General features: G+C 66.1%; 17 protein-coding genes and 1 tRNA gene. 11 read left to right on the plus strand and 7 right to left on the minus strand.

What is annotated here, in order from left to right; genetic code table 11:
• Positions 1 to 75 precede the first annotated feature (75 nt).
• Complete coding sequence (locus tag DUGA2_RS23480) at positions 76 to 2,655, plus strand: TonB-dependent siderophore receptor (RefSeq protein ID WP_070271834.1); 2,580 nt, start codon at positions 76 to 78, stop codon at positions 2,653 to 2,655.
• A gap of 74 nt (positions 2,656 to 2,729) precedes the next feature.
• Complete coding sequence (locus DUGA2_RS23485) at positions 2,730 to 3,269, plus strand: DUF2058 domain-containing protein (protein WP_070271835.1); 540 nt, start codon at positions 2,730 to 2,732, stop codon at positions 3,267 to 3,269.
• Between the two features lie 79 nt (positions 3,270 to 3,348).
• Here the strand turns inward: DUGA2_RS23485 and DUGA2_RS23490 are convergent, their stop codons facing one another.
• Positions 3,349 to 4,506 carry an iron-containing alcohol dehydrogenase gene (locus DUGA2_RS23490; protein WP_070271836.1) on the minus strand — a complete coding sequence of 386 codons (1,158 nt, stop codon included), beginning with the start codon at positions 4,504 to 4,506 and terminating at the stop codon, positions 3,349 to 3,351.
• 84 nt (positions 4,507 to 4,590) lie between these two features.
• A complete protein-coding gene (locus DUGA2_RS23495) occupies positions 4,591 to 5,199 on the minus strand; it encodes a TetR/AcrR family transcriptional regulator (protein ID WP_070271837.1) in 609 nt (202 codons plus the stop codon).
• A gap of 131 nt (positions 5,200 to 5,330) precedes the next feature.
• Between DUGA2_RS23495 and DUGA2_RS23500 the strand changes: the two genes are divergently transcribed.
• Entirely contained in the window at positions 5,331 to 6,413 is a 1,083-nt protein-coding gene (locus DUGA2_RS23500) for a serine hydrolase (RefSeq protein WP_083296434.1), read from the plus strand.
• A 36-nt stretch (positions 6,414 to 6,449) separates the two neighbouring features.
• Here the strand turns inward: DUGA2_RS23500 and DUGA2_RS23505 are convergent, their stop codons facing one another.
• The gene (locus tag DUGA2_RS23505) at positions 6,450 to 7,007 is read right to left on the minus strand and encodes a PEP-CTERM sorting domain-containing protein (RefSeq protein ID WP_070271839.1); all 558 of its coding nucleotides are present in this window, start codon (positions 7,005 to 7,007) and stop codon (positions 6,450 to 6,452) included.
• Positions 7,008 to 7,263: 256 nt separating this feature from the next.
• On the opposite strand from DUGA2_RS23505, the gene DUGA2_RS23510 reads away from it, so the two are divergent.
• The 4 genes from DUGA2_RS23510 to DUGA2_RS23525 all read left to right on the plus strand — a co-directional run bounded on the left by DUGA2_RS23510 (position 7,264) and on the right by DUGA2_RS23525 (position 11,319).
• Positions 7,264 to 8,340 carry a histidine kinase gene (locus tag DUGA2_RS23510; RefSeq protein WP_141753360.1) on the plus strand — a complete coding sequence of 359 codons (1,077 nt, stop codon included), beginning with the start codon at positions 7,264 to 7,266 and terminating at the stop codon, positions 8,338 to 8,340.
• Positions 8,330 to 9,481: a sensor histidine kinase gene (locus tag DUGA2_RS23515; protein ID WP_070271840.1), complete on the plus strand. Its 1,152-nt coding sequence runs from the start codon at positions 8,330 to 8,332 to the stop codon at positions 9,479 to 9,481. The genes DUGA2_RS23510 and DUGA2_RS23515 overlap by 11 nt, the downstream gene beginning before the upstream one ends.
• Complete coding sequence (locus DUGA2_RS23520; protein WP_070271841.1) at positions 9,423 to 10,250, plus strand: LytTR family DNA-binding domain-containing protein; 828 nt, start codon at positions 9,423 to 9,425, stop codon at positions 10,248 to 10,250. The genes DUGA2_RS23515 and DUGA2_RS23520 overlap by 59 nt, the downstream gene beginning before the upstream one ends.
• Positions 10,251 to 10,371: 121 nt before the next feature.
• A complete protein-coding gene (locus DUGA2_RS23525) occupies positions 10,372 to 11,319 on the plus strand; it encodes an alpha/beta fold hydrolase (RefSeq protein WP_083296435.1) in 948 nt (315 codons plus the stop codon).
• A gap of 50 nt (positions 11,320 to 11,369) precedes the next feature.
• Here the strand turns inward: DUGA2_RS23525 and DUGA2_RS23530 are convergent, their stop codons facing one another.
• A complete protein-coding gene (locus DUGA2_RS23530) occupies positions 11,370 to 13,010 on the minus strand; it encodes a serine hydrolase (protein WP_070271842.1) in 1,641 nt (546 codons plus the stop codon).
• A 208-nt stretch (positions 13,011 to 13,218) separates the two neighbouring features.
• Between DUGA2_RS23530 and DUGA2_RS23535 the strand changes: the two genes are divergently transcribed.
• The 3 genes from DUGA2_RS23535 to DUGA2_RS23545 all read left to right on the plus strand — a co-directional run bounded on the left by DUGA2_RS23535 (position 13,219) and on the right by DUGA2_RS23545 (position 16,761).
• Positions 13,219 to 14,832, plus strand: coding sequence for a sensor domain-containing diguanylate cyclase (locus DUGA2_RS23535; protein WP_070271843.1), 1,614 nt, complete (start codon positions 13,219 to 13,221; stop codon positions 14,830 to 14,832).
• Between the two features lie 22 nt (positions 14,833 to 14,854).
• The gene (locus DUGA2_RS23540; protein WP_168167818.1) at positions 14,855 to 15,724 is read left to right on the plus strand and encodes an endonuclease/exonuclease/phosphatase family protein; all 870 of its coding nucleotides are present in this window, start codon (positions 14,855 to 14,857) and stop codon (positions 15,722 to 15,724) included.
• An 80-nt stretch (positions 15,725 to 15,804) separates the two neighbouring features.
• A complete protein-coding gene (locus DUGA2_RS23545) occupies positions 15,805 to 16,761 on the plus strand; it encodes an MYG1 family protein (RefSeq protein ID WP_070271844.1) in 957 nt (318 codons plus the stop codon).
• A 293-nt stretch (positions 16,762 to 17,054) separates the two neighbouring features.
• Here the strand turns inward: DUGA2_RS23545 and DUGA2_RS23550 are convergent.
• Positions 17,055 to 17,130, minus strand: a tRNA-Phe gene (locus tag DUGA2_RS23550).
• Between the two features lie 122 nt (positions 17,131 to 17,252).
• On the opposite strand from DUGA2_RS23550, the gene DUGA2_RS23555 reads away from it, so the two are divergent.
• Positions 17,253 to 18,653: a M20/M25/M40 family metallo-hydrolase gene (locus DUGA2_RS23555; protein WP_070271845.1), complete on the plus strand. Its 1,401-nt coding sequence runs from the start codon at positions 17,253 to 17,255 to the stop codon at positions 18,651 to 18,653.
• A 19-nt stretch (positions 18,654 to 18,672) separates the two neighbouring features.
• Here the strand turns inward: DUGA2_RS23555 and DUGA2_RS23560 are convergent, their stop codons facing one another.
• Both DUGA2_RS23560 and DUGA2_RS23565 read right to left on the minus strand, forming a co-directional pair.
• Complete coding sequence (locus DUGA2_RS23560; protein WP_070271846.1) at positions 18,673 to 19,992, minus strand: alpha-amylase family glycosyl hydrolase; 1,320 nt, start codon at positions 19,990 to 19,992, stop codon at positions 18,673 to 18,675.
• A 9-nt stretch (positions 19,993 to 20,001) separates the two neighbouring features.
• Complete coding sequence (locus tag DUGA2_RS23565; protein ID WP_083296440.1) at positions 20,002 to 22,344, minus strand: S9 family peptidase; 2,343 nt, start codon at positions 22,342 to 22,344, stop codon at positions 20,002 to 20,004.
• Positions 22,345 to 22,398 lie beyond the last annotated feature (54 nt).

The raw sequence follows: 22,398 nt of genomic DNA on the forward strand, positions 1-22,398 counted from the left end.
CAACAATCATTACCGAGTACCCGCAGCATCGACAACAGATACCTAATAACATCACGAAATTAAAAGAGATCGCACATGAAGAAGAATTTTCCATTCGCAGCGTTGTTGTTGTCCGCCAGCCCCTACGTTCTGGCCCAGGCCCAGGCGACCGCCGTCGCTCAAACCGCCGCCGTGCAGCCTGCCGCGGCGGCCGATGCGACACCGGACGATATCCAGAAAGTGGTGATTGTTTCCACCGGCAGCCGTGGCGCCCAGCGCACCATGGTCGACACCCCGGTGCCTATCGACATCATCGGTGCGCGCGACCTGGGCAAGACCGGCCAGGCCACGCTCGATAAATCCCTGCAGTTCCGCGTGCCGTCCTTCAACACCGTGCAGACCCCGGTGAACGACGCCACCTCGCTGCTCGATCCCTACGAGATCCGCAACATGGGCCCGAGCCGCGTGCTGATCCTGGTGAACGGCAAGCGCAAGAATTCCAGCGCGCTGATCTACACCCAGACCTCGCCGGGCCGTGGTGAAAGCGGCGCCGACATTTCGGCGATTCCGGTCGACGCCATCAAGCGCATCGAAGTGCTGCGCGACGGCGCCTCGGCGCAGTACGGTTCCGACGCGATCGCCGGCGTCGTCAACATCATCCTGAAGGACAATGCGGAAGGCGGCTCGGCCACCTTGCGCACCGGCATGACCCACCAGAGCGACGGCAAGATGGGCGGCGTGTCGCTCAACCAGGGCCTGCCGCTGGGCGGCGACCGCGGTTTCTTCAACTACACGGTCGACGTCTCCAAGGTCAACCTGTCCAACCGTCCCGGCGTGGTCGACGGCCGCGGCGACGCCAGCGACTTCGAAGCCGATCTGAAAACCCAGGTGCTGCCATTCCTGGCCAAGTTCCCCGACGCCGGCAACATCAACGGTTCGCCGGCCACCCGCGCCGCCAAGGCCGAGTTCAACACCCGCTACGATCTCAGCGACACCACCAGCCTGTACGCCAACGGTGCCTACGTCAACAAGAAGGTCAGCTCCTTCGCCAACTACCGCACGCCATACTGGCGCCCGACCGACTATGGCCTGCTGCATGCGCCGCAGTACACCTATGTCGGCTATGTGCCGACCTTCGGCGGCACGCTGGACGACTACAACGCCACCGGCGGCACCAAGTTCGTCGTCGGCGACTGGAACGCCGACGTCAGCCTGACATACGGCGGCAACAAGCAGGGCTATGCGGTCGGCAACTCGGTCAACCGCGGCATGCAGGAAGACTACCTGGCCCACGTCATCAGCACGCCGTCGCCGACCAGCTTTGACGCCGGCGGCGTCAAGTTCAGCCACTGGGTGCTGAACGGCGATATTTCCAAGCAACTGAGCAAGGACGTCAATTTCTACGCCGGCACCGAGCTGCGCCACGAGAACTATGAAACCCTGGCCGGCGATGCGGCGTCCTACTATGGCAGCGGCGCCGACTCGTATGCCGGCAATGCCCCGGCCAACTCGTTCGGCTCGTCGCGCTCGAACTACGGCGCCTACGCCGGCGCCACCTGGGATATCAGCCCGGCGTTCCTGATCGACGCCACCGGCCGCTACGAGAAGTACACCGACTTCGGCAGCGCCTTCGTGTGGAAGACGTCGACCCGCTACAAGATCAACGAGCAGTTCACCTTGCGCGCATCGGCCTCGACCGGTTTCCGCGCGCCTTCGCTGGCGCAGATCTATACGCAGAAGGCGCAGTACTCCTTCGTGCCGGGCAAGGGCATTCTGGTGTCGGGCCTGGTCAACAACGTATCGGGTGCGGCCGCCGCGCTGCAGGTGCCCAAGCTGAAGGCCGAGAAGTCGAACAACATCACGCTGGGCCTGGGCTTCAAGCCGGACAACAACACCAGCATCACGCTCGACTACTACAACATCAAGGTCAAGGACCGCATCGTCCTGAGCACCGAGATCAAGCCGACCGGCGTCGCCACCAACCCGCTGGACGTGCAGCTGAGCGCCGCCAACATCGTTTCGGCCAGCTTCTTCGTCAACGCCCTGACCAGCCGCACCGAAGGTCTCGACTATGTCGCTTCGCGCAAGAACATTCCTTTCGCGGACGGCAAGGTGACGCTCAACCTGTCGGGCAATCTGTCGCTGAAGAACGAACGTGAAGGCGCCGTCAACAACCCGGCGCTGATCGCCAACGCCAACCAGTCGGTGCTGAACGCCACCACCGAGGCGCTGATGTTCACCTCGCGTCCGAAGTACAAGACCATCATCGGCGCCGACTGGGACTACAAGCAGCTGAACCTGTCGCTGAACAACACCGTGTTCGGTCCTACCCACTTCCGCAACGCCGGCATGGATGAAAACCTGGAAGTGGCGTTCAAGACCAAGATGGTGACGGACTTCGCGATCACCTACGCGCTGACGCCGAGCACCACGCTGTCGTTCAACATCAACAATATGTTCAACACCACGCCGAGCTGGCACTTCAACGCCCGCAACGCCAAGGGCCAGGCCATCCTGGACAGCAAAGTGGTGGACCCGGCGACCGGCATGACGCCGTACGACGCGCAGACCAACCTGGTGACGTTCAACGGCCGCTATTCGATGGTGACGTACGACGGTTCGCAGTTCAGCCAGCTGGGCCGCACCTTCGCCGCTTCGCTGAACTATCGCTTCTAAGCGCGGCGCCGCAGCTATAATGGGGTCCGCCGTTCCCGCAAGGGGCGGCGGACCTTTTTTATGGAGTGGTACACATGGTTTCGTTACAAGATCAATTGCTGAAGGCCGGCCTGGTTGCCAAGAACAAGGTCAAGGTGGCCAATCAGGAGAAGAGCAAGCAGAAGAAGGAAGAGCGCCGCTCCGGCACGCAGTCCGTGGACGAGGCCAAGCTGGCCGCGCAGGAGGCGCAGCGCAAGCTGGCCGAGCGCAACCGCGAACTGAACGCGCAGCGCGACGCCGCCGCGCAGCAGAAAGCCATCGTCGCGCAGATCGCGCAGATGGTGCAGCAGAACCGCCAGGACAAGGGCCGCAACGGCGACATCGCCTACCACTACACGCACGGCAGCAAGATCGAGCGCATGTTCGTGACGGCGGCGGTGCGCGAGCACCTGGTGGCCGGCCGCCTGGTGATCGTGGTGCTGAACGGCGTGGCCGAACTGGTGCCGCGCGTGATCGCCGACAAGATCGCCGAGCGCGATGCGGCGATGGTGGTGCGCGTCAACAAGAGCGCCACCACCGTGGAAGAGGACGATCCTTACGCCGCCTTCCAGATCCCCGACGACCTGATGTGGTGATCGGCCGGCCAGCCTGCCCTTGAGCAGGTTCAGGCCCGGCGCCAGCAGGCCGTCGGCCGCACGCTGCTTACAAAGCCGCTTACAGCGCCGCTTCCAGGATGCGGCGGCTGCGCGCCAGGTCGATGTCGCGGTGCTCGCCCAGGCTGGTCATGCCGTGCGTGGACAGCTGCTCCAGCACCGCCTCCACCGCCGGCTGGCCCAGGTGGTAGGCCGACAGCCGGGTTGGAATGCCCAGGCCCTCGAAGAAGGCGCGGGTGCGGGCGATGGTGGCGTCGATGCGTTGCACCTCGCTGCCGTCGCGGATGCCCCAGACGCGGGCGCCGTACTGCAGCAGCTTGGCGCGCTTGGTCTCGCGCTGCACCTCCAGCAGCGACGGCAGCACCAGCGCCAGCGTGCGCGCATGGTCGATGTCGTACAGCGCGGTCAGCTCGTGGCCTATCATGTGGGTGGCCCAGTCCTGCGGCACGCCGGCGCCGATCAGGCCGTTCAGCGCCAGCGTGGCGCTCCACATCAGCGTGGCGCGGGTGTCGTAGTCGTCCGGTTCGGCCAGCGCCTGCGGGGCGATTTCCACCAGCGTCTGCAGCAGGCCCTCGGCAAAGCGGTCCTGCACCGGCGCCTGCGCCGGGTAGGTCAGGTATTGCTCGACGATGTGGACGAAGGCGTCGACCAGGCCGTTGGCCACCTGCTTGGCCGGCAGCGTGAAAGTCTTGGCCGGATCGAGCACGGAGAATTGCGGGAACAGCAGCGGGCTGCGGAACGGCAGCTTGGACTGGGTGGCCTTGTGCGTGACCACCGCGCCGTTGTTCATCTCCGAGCCGGTGGCCGGCAGCGTCAGCACGGCGCCGAACGGCAGGGCGCGGCGCACCTTGGCGCCGCCGCTCTGGGCGATCTCCCACGGCTCGCCGTCGTACAGCGCGGCGGCGGCGACGAACTTGGTGCCGTCGATGACCGAGCCGCCGCCCACCGCCAGCAGGTAGTCGATGTCGTCGCGGCGCACCTGATCGACCGCGCGCATCAGGGTTTCGTAGCTGGGGTTGGGCTCGATGCCGCCGAACTCCTTGACCGCGCGTGCGCCCAGGGCGCTGCGCACCTCGGCCAGGGTGCCGGTCTTTTCCGCGCTGGCGCCGCCGTACAGGATCAGCACGCGGGCGCTTTCCGGCACCAGCCGGGACAGCTGGGCGATGGTGTCGGCGCCGAAGACGATCTTGGTCGGGTTGTGGAATTCAAAGTTTTTCATGCGGGCTCCTGATATTAGACTGGTCGTCTAGTTAATGTCGTCAAAATAAGGCGCGGGCGACAGGCCCGCGCCCGGGATGGGGTGTCAGTGGCGCGGCCGCGTATCCGGCGGCAGGCCCAGCATGGCGACCGTGGCCCGCCACGCGGCGCGCAGCGCGCTCGGCTCGCGCCGCAGCTTGGTCAGCATGGCGGCGCCCAGCCACATCTGGTACAGCGCCAGCGCCGTGTGGGCGGCGTCGGCGGTGGGCGGCAGCGAACCCTCGGCCACGGCCTGGACGATGCCGTCGGCCAGGCGGGCGACGATGCGGTTCGTGCCGTCCAGCAGGGCGGCGCGCATGGCTTCCGACATGTCCGCCACTTCGCTGCCCAGCTTGACCACCAGGCAGCTGCAATCGCTGTAGCCGGCCGTGCTGTCTTCCCAGCTGGCCCAGTAGTCCAGCAGCGACTGCGCGGCGTTCTGGCCTTGCTGGCCCAGCAGGCGTTCGATCTGCGCCAGGTATTGCTCGACATGGTCTTCCAGCAGCGCCACGCCGAACAGCTCCTTGGATTTGAAGTAGTGGTAGAAGGAGCCCTTGGGCACGCCGGCGGCCGTCAGGATCTCGTTCAAGCCCACGCCGGCAAAGCCTTTGCCGAGGATGATGGTCTTGCCCGTGTCCAGGATGTGCTGGCGGACGTTGTGGTGTTCTGTGGTCATGGTGGCGCCATGATAGCACAATTAGACCAGTCGTCTAGTTCGCGAATTAAACTAGAAAAATTCTTCTAGATCATTTGTTCTACTTGATCTACACTGGCGTTCGCTAACCACTGAATGAAAGGCTGGTCCCCATGCATCGTTTCATCAAGAGCGTCGTCCTGTTTGCCGTGGCTGTACTGGGAGGGGCCGCCGCCGCGGCCGATCTGGCCGGCATCGACCGATATGTGCAGGGGGAAATGCAGCAGCGCCGGATACCGGGCATGCAGCTGGCGGTGGTCCAGGCCGGCAAGATCGTGCTGCTGAAATCGTACGGCACGGCGGAGCTGCCGAACGCGGTCCCGGTCGGCCATGGCAGCGTGTTCTCCATCAACTCCGCGACCAAGACTTTCACCGGCGTGGCCGCCATGCAGCTGGCGGACGCCGGCAAGCTGGACGTTGCCGCGCCGGTGTCGCGTTATCTGGCCGACCTGCCGGCGCCGTGGCGCGGCGTGACGATCGCGCAGCTGCTCGACCACACCTCCGGCATCCCCAACATCATCAGCGACGAGACCTCGGCCCTGCTCGTTCCCGGCGATGTCGAGGCGGCGTGGCGCATGGTGCAAACCTTGCCGATGGAGTCCAAGCCCGGCGAGCGCTTCAGCTACAACCAGACCAATTATCTGCTGCTGGGCAAAGTCATCGACCAGTTGAGCGGGCAGCCGTTCGCGCAGTTCATGCAGCGGCGCCAGTTCGACGCGGTGGGCATGCCCCACACCGGCTTCGGCGATGCGCGCGACGTGATACCGCACAAGGCGCCGTCCTACCGGATGGACCAGGACGGCAAGACGCTGCGGCCCATCATCGATGATTTCCCGGAGCAGATGCGCACCGGCGCCGGCCTCAATTCCAGCGCGGAAGACCTGGCGCGCTGGATCATCGCGCTGCAAAGCGGCAAGCTGGTGTCGAAGGCTGGCCTGGCGCGGCTGTGGACGCGCGGCCAGTACAACGACGGCGCTCCAGGGCGCTGGGCGCTGGGCTGGCCGGCGATCGGCCAGGGGGAATATCGGGCGGTGGCCGGGATAGGCGGGGCGCGCTCGGCGTTTTATGTCTACCCGGACCAGGACCTGGCCGTGGTCATCCTGACCAATCTGTCCGGCGCTGCGCCGGAGCAGATGATAGACACCGTGGCCGGCTATTTCCTGCCCGGCTTGCAGCGCGCCCGCGCGGGCGGTTAGCGTCGACCCAAGGCCACCCGCAGGTGGCCTTGGGGTTTAGCCGCGTGCCGGTTGGCGGCGCCGCGCGATGACGCCCAGCAGGCCCAGGCCGGCCAGCAGCATGGCGTAGGTGTCGGCCTCAGGCACCGAGCGCACGACCAACTGGTCGGCATAGCCGTGGGCGCCCGGCAGGCCGGCCCATGGGCCGAAAGGCTGGCCGTTGCCGTCCTGCCAGTCGCAATGGCTGAAGGAATTGCTGAAGTAGGCGGTGGCGCAGGCGGCCGAGCCGGTCAGGTTGGCATTGGCGGCGGCGAAGTAGGCGCCGGTCAGCGGGTCGGTGCCGCCCAGCGGCACGTTGGCGCCGGTGAACATGAAGTCGGTGGCTTTGGGCGCGTTCAGCAGTTCCGCCGCGGTCGGCAGGCGCCAGCCGAATTGCGACTGGAAGGACAGGTCCAGGCCGTCGGCGGCGGGCAGCGGGAAGGCCCACGCCCAATCCAGATTGTTGACGGTGATGTAGGCGTTGCTGGCCACGGGGGCATCGACCAGGGCGGCGTTGGCGCTGCCGGCGGCGGCGCAAAAAGCGAGTGCAAGGCTGAGACGTTTAGCGAAGATCATAGGTTCCCTTGTAGTTGGTTTTTATTCGAAATACCGAGACTGGAACGGCAGGCTACCCCGGCGACTTGCACAAAACAATTGAAATAATTGAATGCAAGTTGTGTTTACGCCAGTTGTGCAGATTTAGCGGGATAGGGAGCGGATTTCGCCAAGCGCAAGGGCGGCGATCGGCACGATTTGCTGGACTAAATGGCAACATTTGCATATCTTGCCGATGCAGGGGATTGCCAAGCTTTGGCCCTGCTCCATCCCTGTCATGCAGCTCCGCCCCGCCAGCCCGCCCGGGTGGCTGCCGCCATGGGCTGCTGCCGTGCTGGTGTGGAATCTGCTGGCGGTGCTGGGCGCGCTGGCCAGCTATGGCGATGCGCGCCATGCCGTCGTCCCGGCGGCGTTTGCAGCGACGCTGCTGCGTTTCGTGGTGGTGCATCTGCCCTTGAGCGCGGTCAGCCTGGTGCTGGCCGTCGGCTTTCATCGCGCCGGATTCAGGCGCCAGCAGCTGTCGCAACTGCTGCTGGCTTACGGGGCGGTGCTGCTGGTCTTCCTGCCCTTGCTGAGCATCTGGCACAGCGCGATCAACAATCTTTTCAGCGGCAGGCCGCTGGCCGCGCTGCCGGTCTTGCTGCGCCAGCAGACCGTGCTCAGCTGGTGGTTCGATGCGCTGGTGCTGACGCTGGCGTTCGGCGCGCATCTGGCGTACGGCGCCTGGCGGCACGGGCAGGCGCAGGTGCTGGCCTGGCAATTGGCCCGGCAGGGCAATCTGGCTTTGCGGCTGCGTCTGCTGCAGGGACAGCTGGAGCCGTATTTTTTGTCGAGCGCGCTGGCCGGCATCGGCCAACTGAACCGCGAGGGCTTGCGCGAGCAGGCGACACGGGCGCTGGCCCGCCTCAGCGGCCTGTTGCGCTATGCCTTGCGCGCCAGCCGTTCGGACTGGCAGAGCGTCGCCGATGAGATCGAGTTCCTGCGCGACTATGTCGACTTGCAGCGTTTGTGTCGCGGCGCCGGCCTGGCGGTCCAATGGCAGTTGGGCGACGCCGACTGGGCCGATTACCGCTGTCCGCCGCTGCTGCTGTTTCCGATGCTGGAGCGGGCGCTGGCAACGCAACCGCAGCGGCTGGCCGTGCGCATAGTCACGGAGCCAGTAGATGGCGGCCAGCGGGTGCTGGCCGAGGTTAGCTACGCCGGCGGTACGCACAGCGCCGGCAACGATGCGCTTTCCGCACTGGCCGAACGCCTGAGCATGCTGTACGGCGACGCCGCCACGCTGGTCTCGCAGACCGACGGCGACACCTTCCATATCCGACTGTCCTATCCGGTGTCGCTGCATGACGATTGAGCTCGCCATCGCCCCGCCAGCAATCCGCCCGGCGGCTGCGCAGGCCGCACAGGCCGGATCGGCTGCGCGCGTGCTGCGCGGCTGGCGGCCATGCCTGCTGATCCTGCTGGGCTGGCAAGTGCTGGCGCTGCTGGAAGCCCTGGCCACCACCGCCGACGCCAGCCACAACGGGCGCACGCTGGCACTGGCCCCTTTGCTGGCAGGCCTGGCGCTGCAATACCTGCCGCTGGTGCTCAACAGCTGGGTGCTGGCGCTGCTGTTCCACCGCCGGCAGGACAGCATGCTGCGGCCATCCCGCTTGCTGCTGGCGTTTTTTGTATCGATGGCGGTTTTCCTGCCACTGCTCACCGGCGTCGACCTGCTGATCGTGCTGCTGCGCGACGGCCGGCCGTGGCGCGATTTCCCCGCCATGCTGACCCAGCTCGGCCACATGACCTGGTGGTACAACATCTTCGTCGTCAGCCTGGCCTTCCTGGCGCAGGCCGCATACAGCGCGTGGCGGCGCGGCCGGCAGCAGGCGTGGTCGGCGCAGCGCGCGCACACGGAAAACCTGCAGCTGCGCCTGGGCCTGCTGCAAGGGCAGCTCAAGCCGCACTTCCTGTTCAACGCGCTCAACAGCATCAGCGCGCTGGTGCGCACCGCCGATGCCGCGCTGGCCGACCGCGCCCTGCAACGCCTGGGCGAACTGCTGCACTACGCGCAGGCGGCGGGCCAGGGCCGGCCGGCCAGCGTGGACGACGAACTCGGCTTCCTGCGCACCTATCTCGCACTGCAAAGCCTGCGCTACGGCGACCGCATGCACGTGGACTGGACCGTCGAAGCGCGCGACTGGCGCCGCTACCCCTGTCCGCCGCTGCTGTTCCAGCCGCTGGCGGAAAACGCCGTGCACCACGGCGTCGAACCGCATCAACTTGAATGCCGCATCGATATCGCGCTGGCCTGTGCCGATGGCATGGTCTGCCTGCGCATCACCAACCCGGTGCTGGCGGGCGCGCGCGCCGGCCATGGACTGGGCCTGACCATGACGCGCGAACGACTCGCCATCCTGTACGGGCAGCGCGCCGACCTCCACATAGACGCCGATGAACACCACTACACTATCGAACTGCGTTTCCCCGCCGACGGTCAGCAAGCGGCCTAGGACGGTCCTGATCGTCGACGACGAGCTGCCGGCGGTGGCCAACCTGGAATGGCTGCTGGCCCGGCGGCCGCACTGGCGCATGCTGCCGTCGTGCCGTTCGAGCGAACAGGCGCGCATGCAGCTGAAGGCCACGCCGGCCGACCTGGTGCTGCTCGACATCCAGATGCCCGGGCAGTCGGGCCTGGAGTTCGCGCGCGAATTGTGCCGGCAGCCGTCCGCGCCGATGATCGTCTTCACCACCGCCTACGACGAGCATGCGCTGAGCGCCTTCGACATCTTCGCGCTGGACTATGTGCTCAAGCCCTTCGACGACGAACGCTTCGACCGCATGCTCAGGCGCGCGGCGCAGATGCTGGAACTGAACCAGCAGGCCGAGCTGAACGGCGCCGTGCACGACTACCTGCGCGACCGCGCGGCCGACGAGGCGGCGCAGGCCGCGCCGCTGCTGGAGCAACTGGTGGTGCGCACCGCCAGCGGGCTGGAGCGCGTTTCGGTGGACGACATCGAGTGGATAGGCGCGGCCGGCAATTACGTCGAACTGCACCTGGCCGGGCGCGTGGTCCTGCACCGCACCACCATCACGGCGATCGCCGCGCGGCTGCCGGCGCAGGACTTCGTCCGCGTGCACCGTACCGCCGTGGTGCGCAAGTGCGCCATCGTCGGCCTGCGCAGCGACAGCGACGGCGCCCCTGCGGTGCGGCTGGCGCAGGGCGATACGGTGCGCGTCAGCGCCAGTTACCTCAAGCAGGTGCAGACCTTGTTCGCCTGAACGCGGGCGGCGGCCGGTTCATCCCAAATCCTGCCCGATTGATCACATAGGCATAGCCGGCGGTTTTACCTTCGTGGCAAGCTTCGCAGACCTTACGGCTTACCACAGGAGGAACACCAAGATGAACAAGATAGTTATCGCCATGCTGGCGCGCATCGCCTGCATGGTTTTCGCTTGCGTCGCGCTGAACGCGTCCGCGCAGACGGCGGCGCAGGACGTCGACAGGTCGCTGGAAAGCAGCGTCAAGATCGTCCGCGTCCACAATCTCGATTTCCCCGTACTCGACGTCGGCAAAGGGCCTGTCGTCTTGCTGTTGCACGGCTTTCCTGACTCGCACCGGGTATGGCGCAAGCAGGTGGCCCCATTGGTTCGCGCCGGCTACCGCGTGATCGCGCCGGACCTGCGCGGTTACGGCGATGCGCCGACCTTCCCGAACGTCGCCGACTACAGCATCAACAAGGTGCTGGGCGATGTGGTCGGCCTGCTCGATGTGCTGAAAATCCAGCAGGCGCGCGTGGTCGGCCACGACTGGGGCGCGGCCGTGGCCTGGTACCTGGCGGCGTTCTTCCCCGACCGGGTGGAGCGCTTGATGGTGATGTCGGTGGGAGCGCCGTGGACGCCCGAGTTCAGCAGCATCGAGCAGCGCGAGAAGTCCTGGTACGGCTTGTTCTTCCAGTTCGAAGGCGTGGCCGAAGCGCAGCTGCGCAAGAACGATTGGGCGCTGTTGCGCGGCCTGGCCCGCAACGAGGGCGATATCGACGCGGCCATCGTGCACTTCTCGCGGCCGGGTGCGCTGACGGCGGCGCTCAACTGGTACCGCGCCAATTCGAAGCCGCAGATGCCGGCGCCGGACGGCACGCCGCCGCAGCCGCTGCCGAAGGTGCGCGCCGACGTCACCGGCGTCTGGAGCGAGCAGGACCACTATCTGACCGAGGAACAGATGCAGGCCTCGGGCAGCGAGGTGCTGGGCAAATGGCGCTACCAGCGGCTGGACCGGGCGGGCCACTGGATGATGCTGGAGCAGCCGCGCCAGGTCAGCGAGCTGATACTGGACTTCCTGGCGCGCTGAACGGACCAAGGCCCGCCGGCATCGGCGGGCCTTGGGGGCGGGCAGGGCGATCAGCCGCGGCGCACCAGCTTCATGCCGTTGGCGCGGCCGCCGTAGGCCACCATGCCGGTGATCTTGCCGCTGCCGTCGCGTTCGAGACGAACCACGAGGCCGCCCGTGCCGTAGGCGTCGGCGAACACCGGCGCCAGCGGCTGTTCGTCGAAGCGCGGAATCGACATCCACAGCTTGCCGTCCTTGAGCTTCAGGGTGATGGTCACGTTCAGCTCGGCGCTGTCGTAGGCGCCCGCCACCAGGGCCAGCTGGTCCGGCGTGACGGCGGCGGCGGTGACGCGTTCGAAGCGGGCCGCCGGCTCGCCCGGACGCTCGATCACCAGCGTGCGCTCGGTGATGGTGGCCGGTTTGGCCGTGCGTTTCGGATCGCGCACGAAGCGGCCTTCGCCGACCGGCAGCAGCTCCTGCTTGATGCCGGGGCCGGTGTACCACAGCTTGCCGTCCTGGGCTTCGACCCGGCGCAGCATGCCTTCGCGCACATTCCAGTAGACGCCGGCGTAGCGGGCCGGATCGGCCAGCGCCACTGCCTGCGGCTCGGCCGCGGCGGCCGCGGCGGCGGGGTAGTCGCCGGCCGCGTAGAAGTCGGCGACCTTGCGCGCCAGGCTGGCCGGATCGAGGTCGGGGCGGTTGCACAGCACGGCCACACCCAGCTTCAGCTTGGGCAGGCGCATCAGCTCGGCCTTGTAGCCGACGAAGGCGCCGCCGTGGTAGACGATGTCCATGCCCTTGTAGCGGTCGACCATCAGGCCGCGCGCATAGCTCAGCGGGGTGCCGTCGTTGAGCTGGCCCGTGGCCTGCAACTGCTCGACCATCCAGGCGCCGCCCACCTTGGGCTGGTAGAAATTGGCGTCCCACTTGGCCAGGTCGGCCACGGTGGACTGGACGGCGCCGTCGCCGGTGTGTTCCCAGGTCGACATCAGCTGCGCGAAGCTGGACGGGCCGGTTGGAACGTAGGCGCTGGCGCGGTGCGGCACCACGGTTTCATGGTCGTCGAGGACGCGGGTGTCCTGCATGCCCAGCGGTTCGAAGATGCGGGTGCGGCTGAACTCGGCGAGGCTTTTGCCGCTGGTTTTTTCGACGATCCGGGCCAGCAGCAGGTAGCCGGTGTTGCTGTACGAGTAGGCGCTGCCGGGCTGGAAGTTCAAGCCCTGCTGGCGCGCGATGGCGGCCAGCGCGTCGGCGTTGGTGCTGACGTCGCCGCGCGCCACGCCGCCCAGGTTCATCAGGATCAGGTAGTCGCGCAGGCCGCTGGTATGGCGCAGCAGGTGGTCGACCGTGATCTTGACGCCATAGTCCGGCAGCTGGGGAAGATGGCGGCGGATGTCGTCGTCGAGCTTGAGCTTGCCGTCCTGGACCAGCAGCAGGATGGCGGCGGCCGTGAATTGCTTGGAGGCCGAGCCGATGTCGAACACGGTGCGGTGGGCGTCGATGGCGACTTCATGTTCCAGGCTGGCGGCGCCGTAGCCTTTTTCCATCAGCAGCTTGCCGTCGCGCCAGGCGGACACGGCGCACCCGGGGGCATCCGCCTTGGCGTAGGGGGCGAACAGGGCGTCGGCCTGCTCGACCGGGGTGGCGGCGCCGGCGGTGGCGCTCAGGATCAGCGTGGACAGAAGCAGGGACAAACGGGTCGGGTTGCGCATCGAAATCTCCTTGTTGTGATTAGGTGTTGTAGTGAAGTATAACACCATAGCTGTTAAAAAAGTAAGCCAACGTTGCGATTCATTTGGCGGGTGGCCAGCAGCAGGCCATCCTGCATCCGGACATGGTGACTATTCGATAGTTTCCTCGCCGGATAAAGCGCCCATACTTGACGCTTTGGCTGCCAGATGATGCATCGAGGTGATACCCATGATGTCCAGCGATCTATCGGAGCGCGTCGTTGGCGTGCCGGCCCCGGAGCCGCCGCGCGCGCCGTTGATGTCGCTGGCGATCCTCTTTGTCGTGCTGGTGTGCGCTTCCCTGATCGGCATGCAGGCCTGGCTCACCGTGCATGCGCGGACCGTGCAAATCGCCGAATCGGAAGCGGCGTCCGCCAACCTGGCGGAGGCCGTGGCCCAGCACGCCTACGACACGATCAAGGAAGCCGACACGGTGCTGGTTGGCCTGGTCGAGCGGCTCGAACACGATGGCAGGTCGGCGCCCGAGCTCGACCGCATCCATGAGCTGCTGGTGCGCCGCGTCGCGGAATTGCCACAGCTTCACGGGATTTTTGTCTTCAACGCGGACGGCAGCTGGCTGGTCAACGCGCAACCGGTGTTACTGCGTAACCAAAACAATACCGATCGCGAGTACTTCAACTACCACCGCGATCACGCCTACCGGGGCATGCATATCGGCCCCCCGGTGCGCAGCAAATCCACCGGGGACTGGGTGGTCACGGTGTCGCGCCGCGTCGACGGGCCGGACGGCGCCTTTGCCGGCGTGGTGCTGGCGACCATCGGCATGGAGTACTTCCAGAGATATTTCCAGCGCTTCAAGATCGGCGAGGAGGGCGCGATCTTCCTGGCGCTCGACAGCGGCATCGTGCTGGTGCGCCGGCCTTTCAGCGAAAAGTCGCTGGGCCGGGATATCTCCAGGCTGCCGCTGTTCCGTGACTACCTGCCGAAGGCGCCGGTCGGCACCGTCACGTTCACCTCGGCGCAGGACGGCGTGACGCGGATTAACAGCTACCGCCGCCTGGAACAGTATCCGCTGGTGGTCTCGGCCGCGTTGTCCAAGGCCGAGGTGCTGGCGCCGTGGCGTGCCGACGCCTATCTGTTCGGCGGCGGCGCGGTGGTGCTGGTGGTGGCGATCGCGCTGCTGGGCCTGCGGCTGGTGCGCCAGATCAAACTGAGGACGCTGGCCGAAGCCGAACTGGTGCGCGCCCGCAATGCGCTGGAGACGCTGAACCAGGCGCTGGAACGGCTGGCCATGCAGGATGGCTTGACCGGGCTGGCCAACCGCCGCCAGTTCGACGCCTCGCTGAAGAACGAGTTCAGCCGGGCCATGCGCAATGGCAGTTCGCTGGCGCTGATCATGATCGACGTCGACTGCTTCAAGCAGTACAACGATCTCTACGGCCATGCCGCCGGCGACGAGTGCCTGCAGGCGATCGGCAAGATCGTCGCCGACAGCAAGCACAGGCCGGGCGATGTGGCCGCGCGCTATGGCGGCGAGGAGCTGGCCGTGCTGCTGCCGGGGACGGATGTGGCGGGAGCCATGGCGGTGGCCGGGAATATCCGTGCCGCCGTCGAACAACTGGCGCTGCACCATGGCGGAGGTGTGAGCGCCCGGGTGACGGTCAGCGCCGGCGTCGAGGCCTTCGCGCCGGTGCGCTTCGAGACCGAGCCGGTCGACCTGGTCAAGGCGGCGGATCAGGCGCTGTACCGTGCCAAGTCGCAGGGGCGCAACCGGGTGTGCTCGCGCAGCGACGATGACGGGCGCCACGCGGCGTGGCCGCAGGGGCTGGAAAACGCGGTATGATCTGGCGGCCGATGCATGCGCCATGCGTCCCCAACCCGAGAGCGCCAGCCCGACCATGTTTCCGACCCAATCCGCTCATCTCCTGCTGGTCCTTGCGCTGGCCGCGACCGGCGTGGCCCAGGCCGGCACGATACGCGTACTGCAGGCTAATCTGTTTTCCTGGTCGACGATGGACCCGGCCAAGCAGCCGCCGCCCATCGTCAAGTTGTCGCAGTATGTGAACCAGCACCGCCATGATTTCGTCACCACGCAGGAGAATGAATACCGCCTGCTGGACAGCCGCTACCAGCTCAGCGCCGACTACAAGCTCGCCGGCGAACTGCAGGACGCCTCGATCTTCTACGACAGCACGCGCTGGGAACCGGCCGCCGCGCCCTGGGCCAGGATCGCGGTCAGTCCGGACGGCGGCGGCGAGCGGCTGGCGGTGTTCAGCCAGTTCCGCAACAAGGCCAGCGGCGAGGCGGTGGTGATCGCCACCACGCATTTGTGCATCGCCTGGGGCGGGCATGCCGATTGCACCGGCGGCCAGTATGCCGCCCATGTCGCCGATACGCAGCACATCGGCCGCTACCTGAATGCCTACGCGCCGGCCGGCGTGCCGCTGATCGTGACGGGCGACTTCAACAACTTCGAACGTAATCCGGAGCAGTCGGCGGCGATCGAGCAGGCGTTTGCGGCCTATGGCCTGGCGGCGGTCAAGGCCGGCAAGGAGTTCATCGGCCCGACGTTTGAAAAATCGACCATCGATTTCGTCTTTGCGCGCCAGCTGACGGTGCAAAGCGCCTCGCTGTACGACGCCGCAGCCGGCAATCCGTCCGATCACGCGGCGATCGACGTCACTTTTGTCAGCAACGGCGGCGCCGGCCCGAAATCGCCGGGTATCGCCAGATAGCGCCGCGAAAACTGCGCTGAACCGGCCGTGGATCGGGCCGACGGTATATCATGGCGGCCGTTTCCACGATAGGACCAGGCATGATCATAGCGACTCACAGCGGCAAGTTTCACGCGGACGACGCGTGGGCGGTCGCCGTACTGAAGGTGTTGTTCCCCGATGCGGACATTATCCGCACGCGCGACCCGGCGGCCATCGAGGCGGCCGACTTCGCCGTCGATGTCGGCGGCATCTGGGATCCGGCCAGCGGCCGTTTCGACCATCATCAAAAAGGCTTCGACGGCGCGCGGCAGAGCGGCGTGCCGTATGCCAGCGCCGGCCTGGTCTGGCGCGAGTATGGCGCGCGCTGCGTCGCGGCGCTGGCCCTGGCGCATGGCGGACACCGGCTGTCGGACGACAAGGCGCGGGAAATGGCCTACGGCATAGACGCGGACGTGGTGCAGTACCTCGACCTGTCCGACGTCGGGGCGGCGAAGAGCGCGCCGGGCGGCTATGGGCTGTCGGCCGTGATCTCGGGCTACAACACCAACTGGCTCGACGAGCAAAGGCTGGGCTACGGCGAGGCGGCCGATGCCTACCGCATGGAGCAGTTCCGCCGCGCGATGGCGGTGCTGACCGATGTCATGCTCAATGCCGTCAGATACCGGCTCGGCACCTTGCTGGCGCTGGAGCAGGTCCGGCAGGGGGAGGTGCTCGAAGGCGGCAGAGTCCTGTTCCTGAAGAATGGCGCGCTGCCGTGGGGCCAGGTGGTACGCAAGGAAATGCCGAAGGTGCTGTTCGTCATCAGCCACAACGTCGCCGAGCAACGCCACATGTTGCACACCGTCTCGGTCAGTCCCGACAGTTTCGACGCGCGGGCCGACTTGCCCGAGGCGTGGGCGGGGCTGCGCGACGCCGAGCTGGCCGCCGTCACCGGCGTGCCGGACGCGGGCTTCTGCCACAACGGCAGGTTTATCGCGTCAGCCAAGTCGTACGAAGGCATACGCGCGATGGCGGCGCTGGCGCTGAAGGATGTCGACGAAGGCGGCGCGGGCTAGATGCTCTTCGCGGTTGATGAACAAGGGTTCAAATTGAGTGTAAGGTGAAGTTGCATTACATTGGCGGAAAAATCGGCGCTGTTGTCGGCTTGCTGGCGGGCCGGACAGGGAAGCCGGCCACTTTGGAAGACATCAATGACGCGCCAGCCCAGGCTTGGGCTGGCCTAAAGTGAGGTTGGCCGTCGATACGATTGCTGCGAGCCTTACTTGCGGCTCAAGGGCAATCTGCGCGACAGTTGTAAGTGCGCTGCAAAAACAGAAAACGCCACCCGAAGGTGGCGTTTTTGAATTCTTGGTGGCCCGGGGCGGAATCGAACCACCGACACAAGGATTTTCAATCCTCTGCTCTACCAACTGAGCTACCAGGCCAAGGGCCGCAATTATAGCAGAGCCCCCCCGGGGTTTGGCAAGGGCCCGGCCGCACTTTTATTGACAGTAACAATATCAGGGTATAAATTTAGTCGCTTTGGCATGACCTCGATAGGGACACTATGAAGCGGGCGACTTGGTTGGTGGCGGGATGGGCGGTGGCGGGCGCGGTGCACTGCGCGGATCTGACCCCGGTGCAAAAGCAGATGCGCGAGATTTACCAGGAGCTGGTGGAAACCAACACCACCAATTCCACCGGCTCGTGCACGGTGGCGGCCAACAAGATGGCCAGGCGCCTGAAAGCCGCCGGCTACAAGGACGCCGACCTGCACCTGATCGTGCCGCCCGGCGGCCCGACCAAGGGCAACCTGGTGGCGCGCATCAAGGGCGACGGCAGCAAGAAGCCGCTGCTGTTGCTGGCCCACATAGACGTGGTCGAAGCCAACCGCGCCGACTGGGTGCGCGATCCGTTCAAGCTGATCGAGGAAGACGGCATGTTCTACGCGCGCGGCGCGTCCGACGACAAGGCCATGGCCGCCTCCTTCGTCGCCAATATGATCCGCTACAAAAAAGAAAAGCTGGCGCCCAAGCGCGACGTCGTCATGGCGCTGACCTGTGACGAGGAAATGGTGCCCAGCAAATTCGACGGCGCCGAGTACCTGTTCAACCACCACCGCGCCCTGATCGACGCCGAGATCGCGCTCAACGAAGGCGGCAGCGGCCTGCTGGACAAGGATGGCAAGCCGGTACGCCACGGCATCCAGGCCGGCGAAAAAATCTACCAGAGCTTCCAGCTGGAAGTGACCAACCCGGGCGGCCACAGCTCCGCGCCGTATCGCGACAACGCCATCTACCACCTGGCCGAGGGCCTGTCGCGCCTGGGCCAGTTCTCCTTCCCGTTCAAGCTGTCGCCGGTCACGCGCGCCTACTACGAGCGCATGGCGGCGGTGGAGAAGGGCCAGGTGGCCGCCGACATGAAGGCCATCCTCAGCGATCCGCCCGACGCCGCCGCGCTGGAGCGCCTGTACGCGGTCAGCCCGGTGCACAACTCCACCGTGCGCACCACCTGCGTGGCGACCAAGGTCGACGCCGGCCACGCCGACAACGCGCTGCCGCAGCGCGCGCGGGCCACGGTCAATTGCCGCATCCTGCCGGACGAGCAGGTCGATGAAGTGCAGGCGACGCTGCAGCGCGTGGTGGCCGACGACAAGATCAAGATCACCCGCATCGGCGAAGGCCTGAGCGCGCCGATGCCGCCGCTGACGCCGGCGCTGATGAAGGCGGTGGAAGAGATCAGCAACGATATGTGGCCGGGCGTGCCGGTGATCCCGACCATGTCGACCGGCGGCACCGATGGCCGCTTCCTCAACAGCGGCGGCATCTGGACCTATGGGATCAGCGGCATGTTCGCCGGCCCGGAGGGCAGCGGCGCGCATGGCTTGAATGAGCACATCCGCGTCAAGTCGCTGTACGACGGCCAGGAATACCTGTACCGCCTCGGCAAGCGACTCGCCACGGAGTAGCGCAGCTTAAAGCCGGGACTTACTCCGGCACGATGATGCGCCAGCGCCAGGGCTTGAGCACGGCCTGGCCCTCATCGCCGGCCAGCTTGTACTTCTGCAGCGTGGCGGTCGGGTTGACGATCACGCGCACGGTGTTCTTGCCCTGCTGGCGCTTGAAGGCGAACAGCTGCTCGTTGCCGACGTCGAGCAGCTGCACCGCGCCGCCGCTGGCGCCGTTCCACAGCGCCGGGTTTTCCTTCTTCAGCTGATTCAGGCCGGCGTAGAAGCCTTCCAGCTCGTAGCTCTTCCAGTCGATCGGGTCTTTTTCGAAGAACTCCAGCTTCTTCTCCAGCCGCGCTTCCTGGCCGTTGTAGACCAGCGGGATGCCGGGCAGGGTATAGCTCAGCACCGCCATCGCGCCGTAGGCCGGGCCGTACAAGTCCTTGTCCGTGCCCTGCCAGGAGTTGAGGTCGTGGTTGTTGGTGAACTGCAGGCGGTAGGCGTCGCGCGGATAGGCTTTCGGCGGGTTGGCCAGCCAGGCTTTCAGTTCAGCCGCGCCGGCCTGGCCCTTGGCGATTTTTTTCATGATCCCGCTCAGCGGCCAGTCGTAGCTGGCGTCGAAGGCCTTGTCGTGCAGCGCCGGCTCGTCCCACTCGGCCAGCATGAACACCGGCTTGATCTTGTCGAGCTGCGCGCGCGCCTGGTTCCAGAACTCGGTCGGCACCAGGCCGGCGGCGTCGCAGCGGAAGCCGTCGATGCCGGCCTCGCGCACCCAGAACGCCATCGCGTCCGTCATGCCCTTCCACAGTTCCTTGTTGCCGTAATCGAGGCCGATGACGTCGGTCCATTCCTCCATCTCGCCCGCTTCGTTCTTGAAGGTGACGGAATAGATCTCGCCCTTGTCGTTCTTCTTGTACCAGTCCGGATGCTGGGTGGCCCACGGATGGTCCCAGGCCGTGTGGTTGCCCACCCAGTCCAGGATCACGTGCATGCCCAGCGCGTGCGCCTGCTTCACCAGCTTGCGCAGGTCGTCCATGCTGCCGTAGTCGGGATTGACGGCGCTGTAGTCCTGCACCGCGTAGTAGCTGCCCAGCGTGCCCTTGTGGTTCTTCTTCCCGATCGGATGCACCGGCATCAGCCACACGATGTCCACGCCCATCTGCTTCAGGCGCGGCAGGGTGGCGGCGAAGGCGTTCAGCGTGCCCTCCTTGCTGTACTGGCGCAGGTTCACTTCGTAGATGTTGGAACTGCGGGTCCACGCCGGGTGCTTGACGGCGCCGGTGTCGGCGTGGGCCGCGAGCGGTGCAAACAGTGACGCGGACAACGCGGCCAGCGGCAGCAAGGTGGCAAGCTTTTTCATGGGTCTCCTTTATTGTTTCAGCGTGCGTTCGAACAGCTGATAGATGCGGCGGTATTCATCGTACCAGCTCTCCGGGTGCACGAAGCCGTGGCGCTCCAGCGGATACGGCGCCAGCTCCCAGTTGTCTTTCTTCAGTTCGATGAAGCGCTGGGCCATGCGCACCGAGTCCTGGAAGAACACGTTATCGTCGATCATGCCATGGGCGATCAGCAGATTGCCCTGCAGCTTGTCGGCGTATTCGATCGGCGACGAGATCTTGTATGCGTCCGGGTCCAGCTCCGGCGTGTTCAGGATGTTGGCGGTGTACTCGTGGTTGTAGGTGGTCCAATCGGTGACGGGACGCAGCGCGGCGCCGGACTTGAACTGCTCCGGTGCGCGCAGCAGCGCCATGAAGGTCATGAAGCCGCCGTAGCTGCCGCCGTAGATGCCGACGTTCTTCGCATCACCCTGATGATTGGCCACCATCCAGTTCAAGCCGTCGATGTAGTCTTCCAGCTCAGGATGGCCCATCTGGCGGTAGATCGCGGTGCGCCAGTTGCGGCCGTAGCCGAGCGAGGCGCGGTAGTCCATGTCCAGCACGATGTAGCCTTTTTCCACCAGCAGGTTGTGGAACATCTGCTCGCGGAAGTAGACCGGATAACGCTTGCTGACGTTTTGCAGGTAGCCGGCGCCGTGCACGAACATCACCACCGGATATTTCTTGCCCGGTTCCAGCGTGGCCGGGCGATACAGCTTGGCCCATACCGGATCGGCGCCATGGGTGGACGGCACGGCGACGATTTGCGGCGCGATCCACTCGCGCGCCTTGAAGGCGGCGCTGCGGGTGTCGGTCAGCGGGGTGGCGGCGCCGCCGCTGCTGGCGACGGTGGCGATCTGGGTCGGCATGTACGAAGTCGAGTAGCGCACCAGCAGCTTGCGGCCGTCCGGCGACAGCGCGAAGCTCTCCACGCCGCCCAGCGATGTCAGCTCGCGCACGGCGCCGTCCTTGGCCGACGTCGAGCACACCTCGTAGCTGCCCGGCAGCTTGGGATTGCACAGGAAGTAGGCGGTGCTGCCGTCGGCGTTCCATTCGATGTCGCTGGCTTCCCACTTGCCGGAGCTCAGGGCGCGCGTGTTGCCGTCGGCCGTACGCAGGTAGATGTGGGCGTAGCCGCTTTCCTCCGACTGGTACCACAGCGTGCGGTTGTCCGGCTGCCAGCCGAAGTCGTTGCCGCGGTTGTTGACCCAGGCGGCGTCGCTCAGGCGGTGCAGCGGGTTCAGCTTGGCGGCGGCCAGGTCGACGCCGGCGATCCAGCGGTCCTTGTTGTCGATCGCCTGCACCATCACGGCTGCTTGCGCGCCGTTGTCGGTCCAGCGTATCGATTCTTCGCGGCTTTCGAAGCGCACGCCCCGGTTGCCTTTGAGCGCGTCGAGCTTGTGCGCGGCGCGCAGCTCGGCCAGCGGATCGACGCCGATGCCGGGCAGGGCGTCGAACGACAGCTCGGTCACTTTGCGGGTAGCCAGTTCGACCAGTTTCAGTTGCTGCGCCTGCGGGCCGGTGTCGCTGACGCGTTTGCGCTCGTCGTCGCTTTCCTCGTAGCCCGATTCGGTCACGTATTTCGGCATCTTGCCGACGCGGCGCTTGTCGCCGTCCTTGGCGCTGGCGATCACCAGCAGGTAGCGGCCGTCCGGCGACAGCGAGCTGGCGTCGATGCTGAGCTTTTCGCCGAGGTAGATGGGCAGCGGCGCGCGGGTGGCGTCGGCGCTGCGTTCGGCGTTGCGGCGGTCGCGGGTGGCGTCCTTTTCTTCCTTCAGCCGCGCCAGCGTGGACAGCAGGCGCAGTTGCAGGTCGCGGCGGCTGTCGGCGTCCGGCGCGGCGTCCGGGTCCTTGGCGGTGCGCAGCAGCGCGACCGGCGACACCAGGCGCTCGGCGCGGCTCCAGCTGAACCAGTCGCTGCCGACGCGGAACTGCACGTGGGCGCCGTCGGCCGAGTATTGCGGATCGGCGGCGGCCGTGGTGCCGCGCACGATCTGCGTCAGCGCGCCGGTCTTCAGGTCGCGTTCGAACAGGTCGCCGTTGCGCAGCAGGATGGCGCGCGTGTGGTCGCGGTTGTAGATCGGCGCGGCGGTGTCGAGGTTGGCCAGCTGCTTGTCGTCGACCTGCTTGGCCGCGGTGGGCAGGCCTGCGGCGATCTGGAAGGTGTCGCGCAGCGGCGAACCGGCGCGCTTTTGTTTGTAGTAGATCTGGCGGCTGTCCCAGCCCCACCATGCCGCTTCAACCGGATTGCCGATCCAGTCGGGGTTGGCCATCGCCTGGTCCAGCGTGATCGGGGTGGGTGCTGCGCCGGCGGTGACGGCGAACGAGCCGGCCATGGCGGCGGCGAAAAAAGGCAAGACAAAACGCATCGGTAGTTTCGCTTTGAGGTT

The sequence above is a fragment of the Duganella sp. HH101 genome, from assembly GCF_001758795.1.
In the GTDB taxonomy this organism is placed as follows: domain Bacteria; phylum Pseudomonadota; class Gammaproteobacteria; order Burkholderiales; family Burkholderiaceae_D; genus Rugamonas; species Rugamonas rivuli.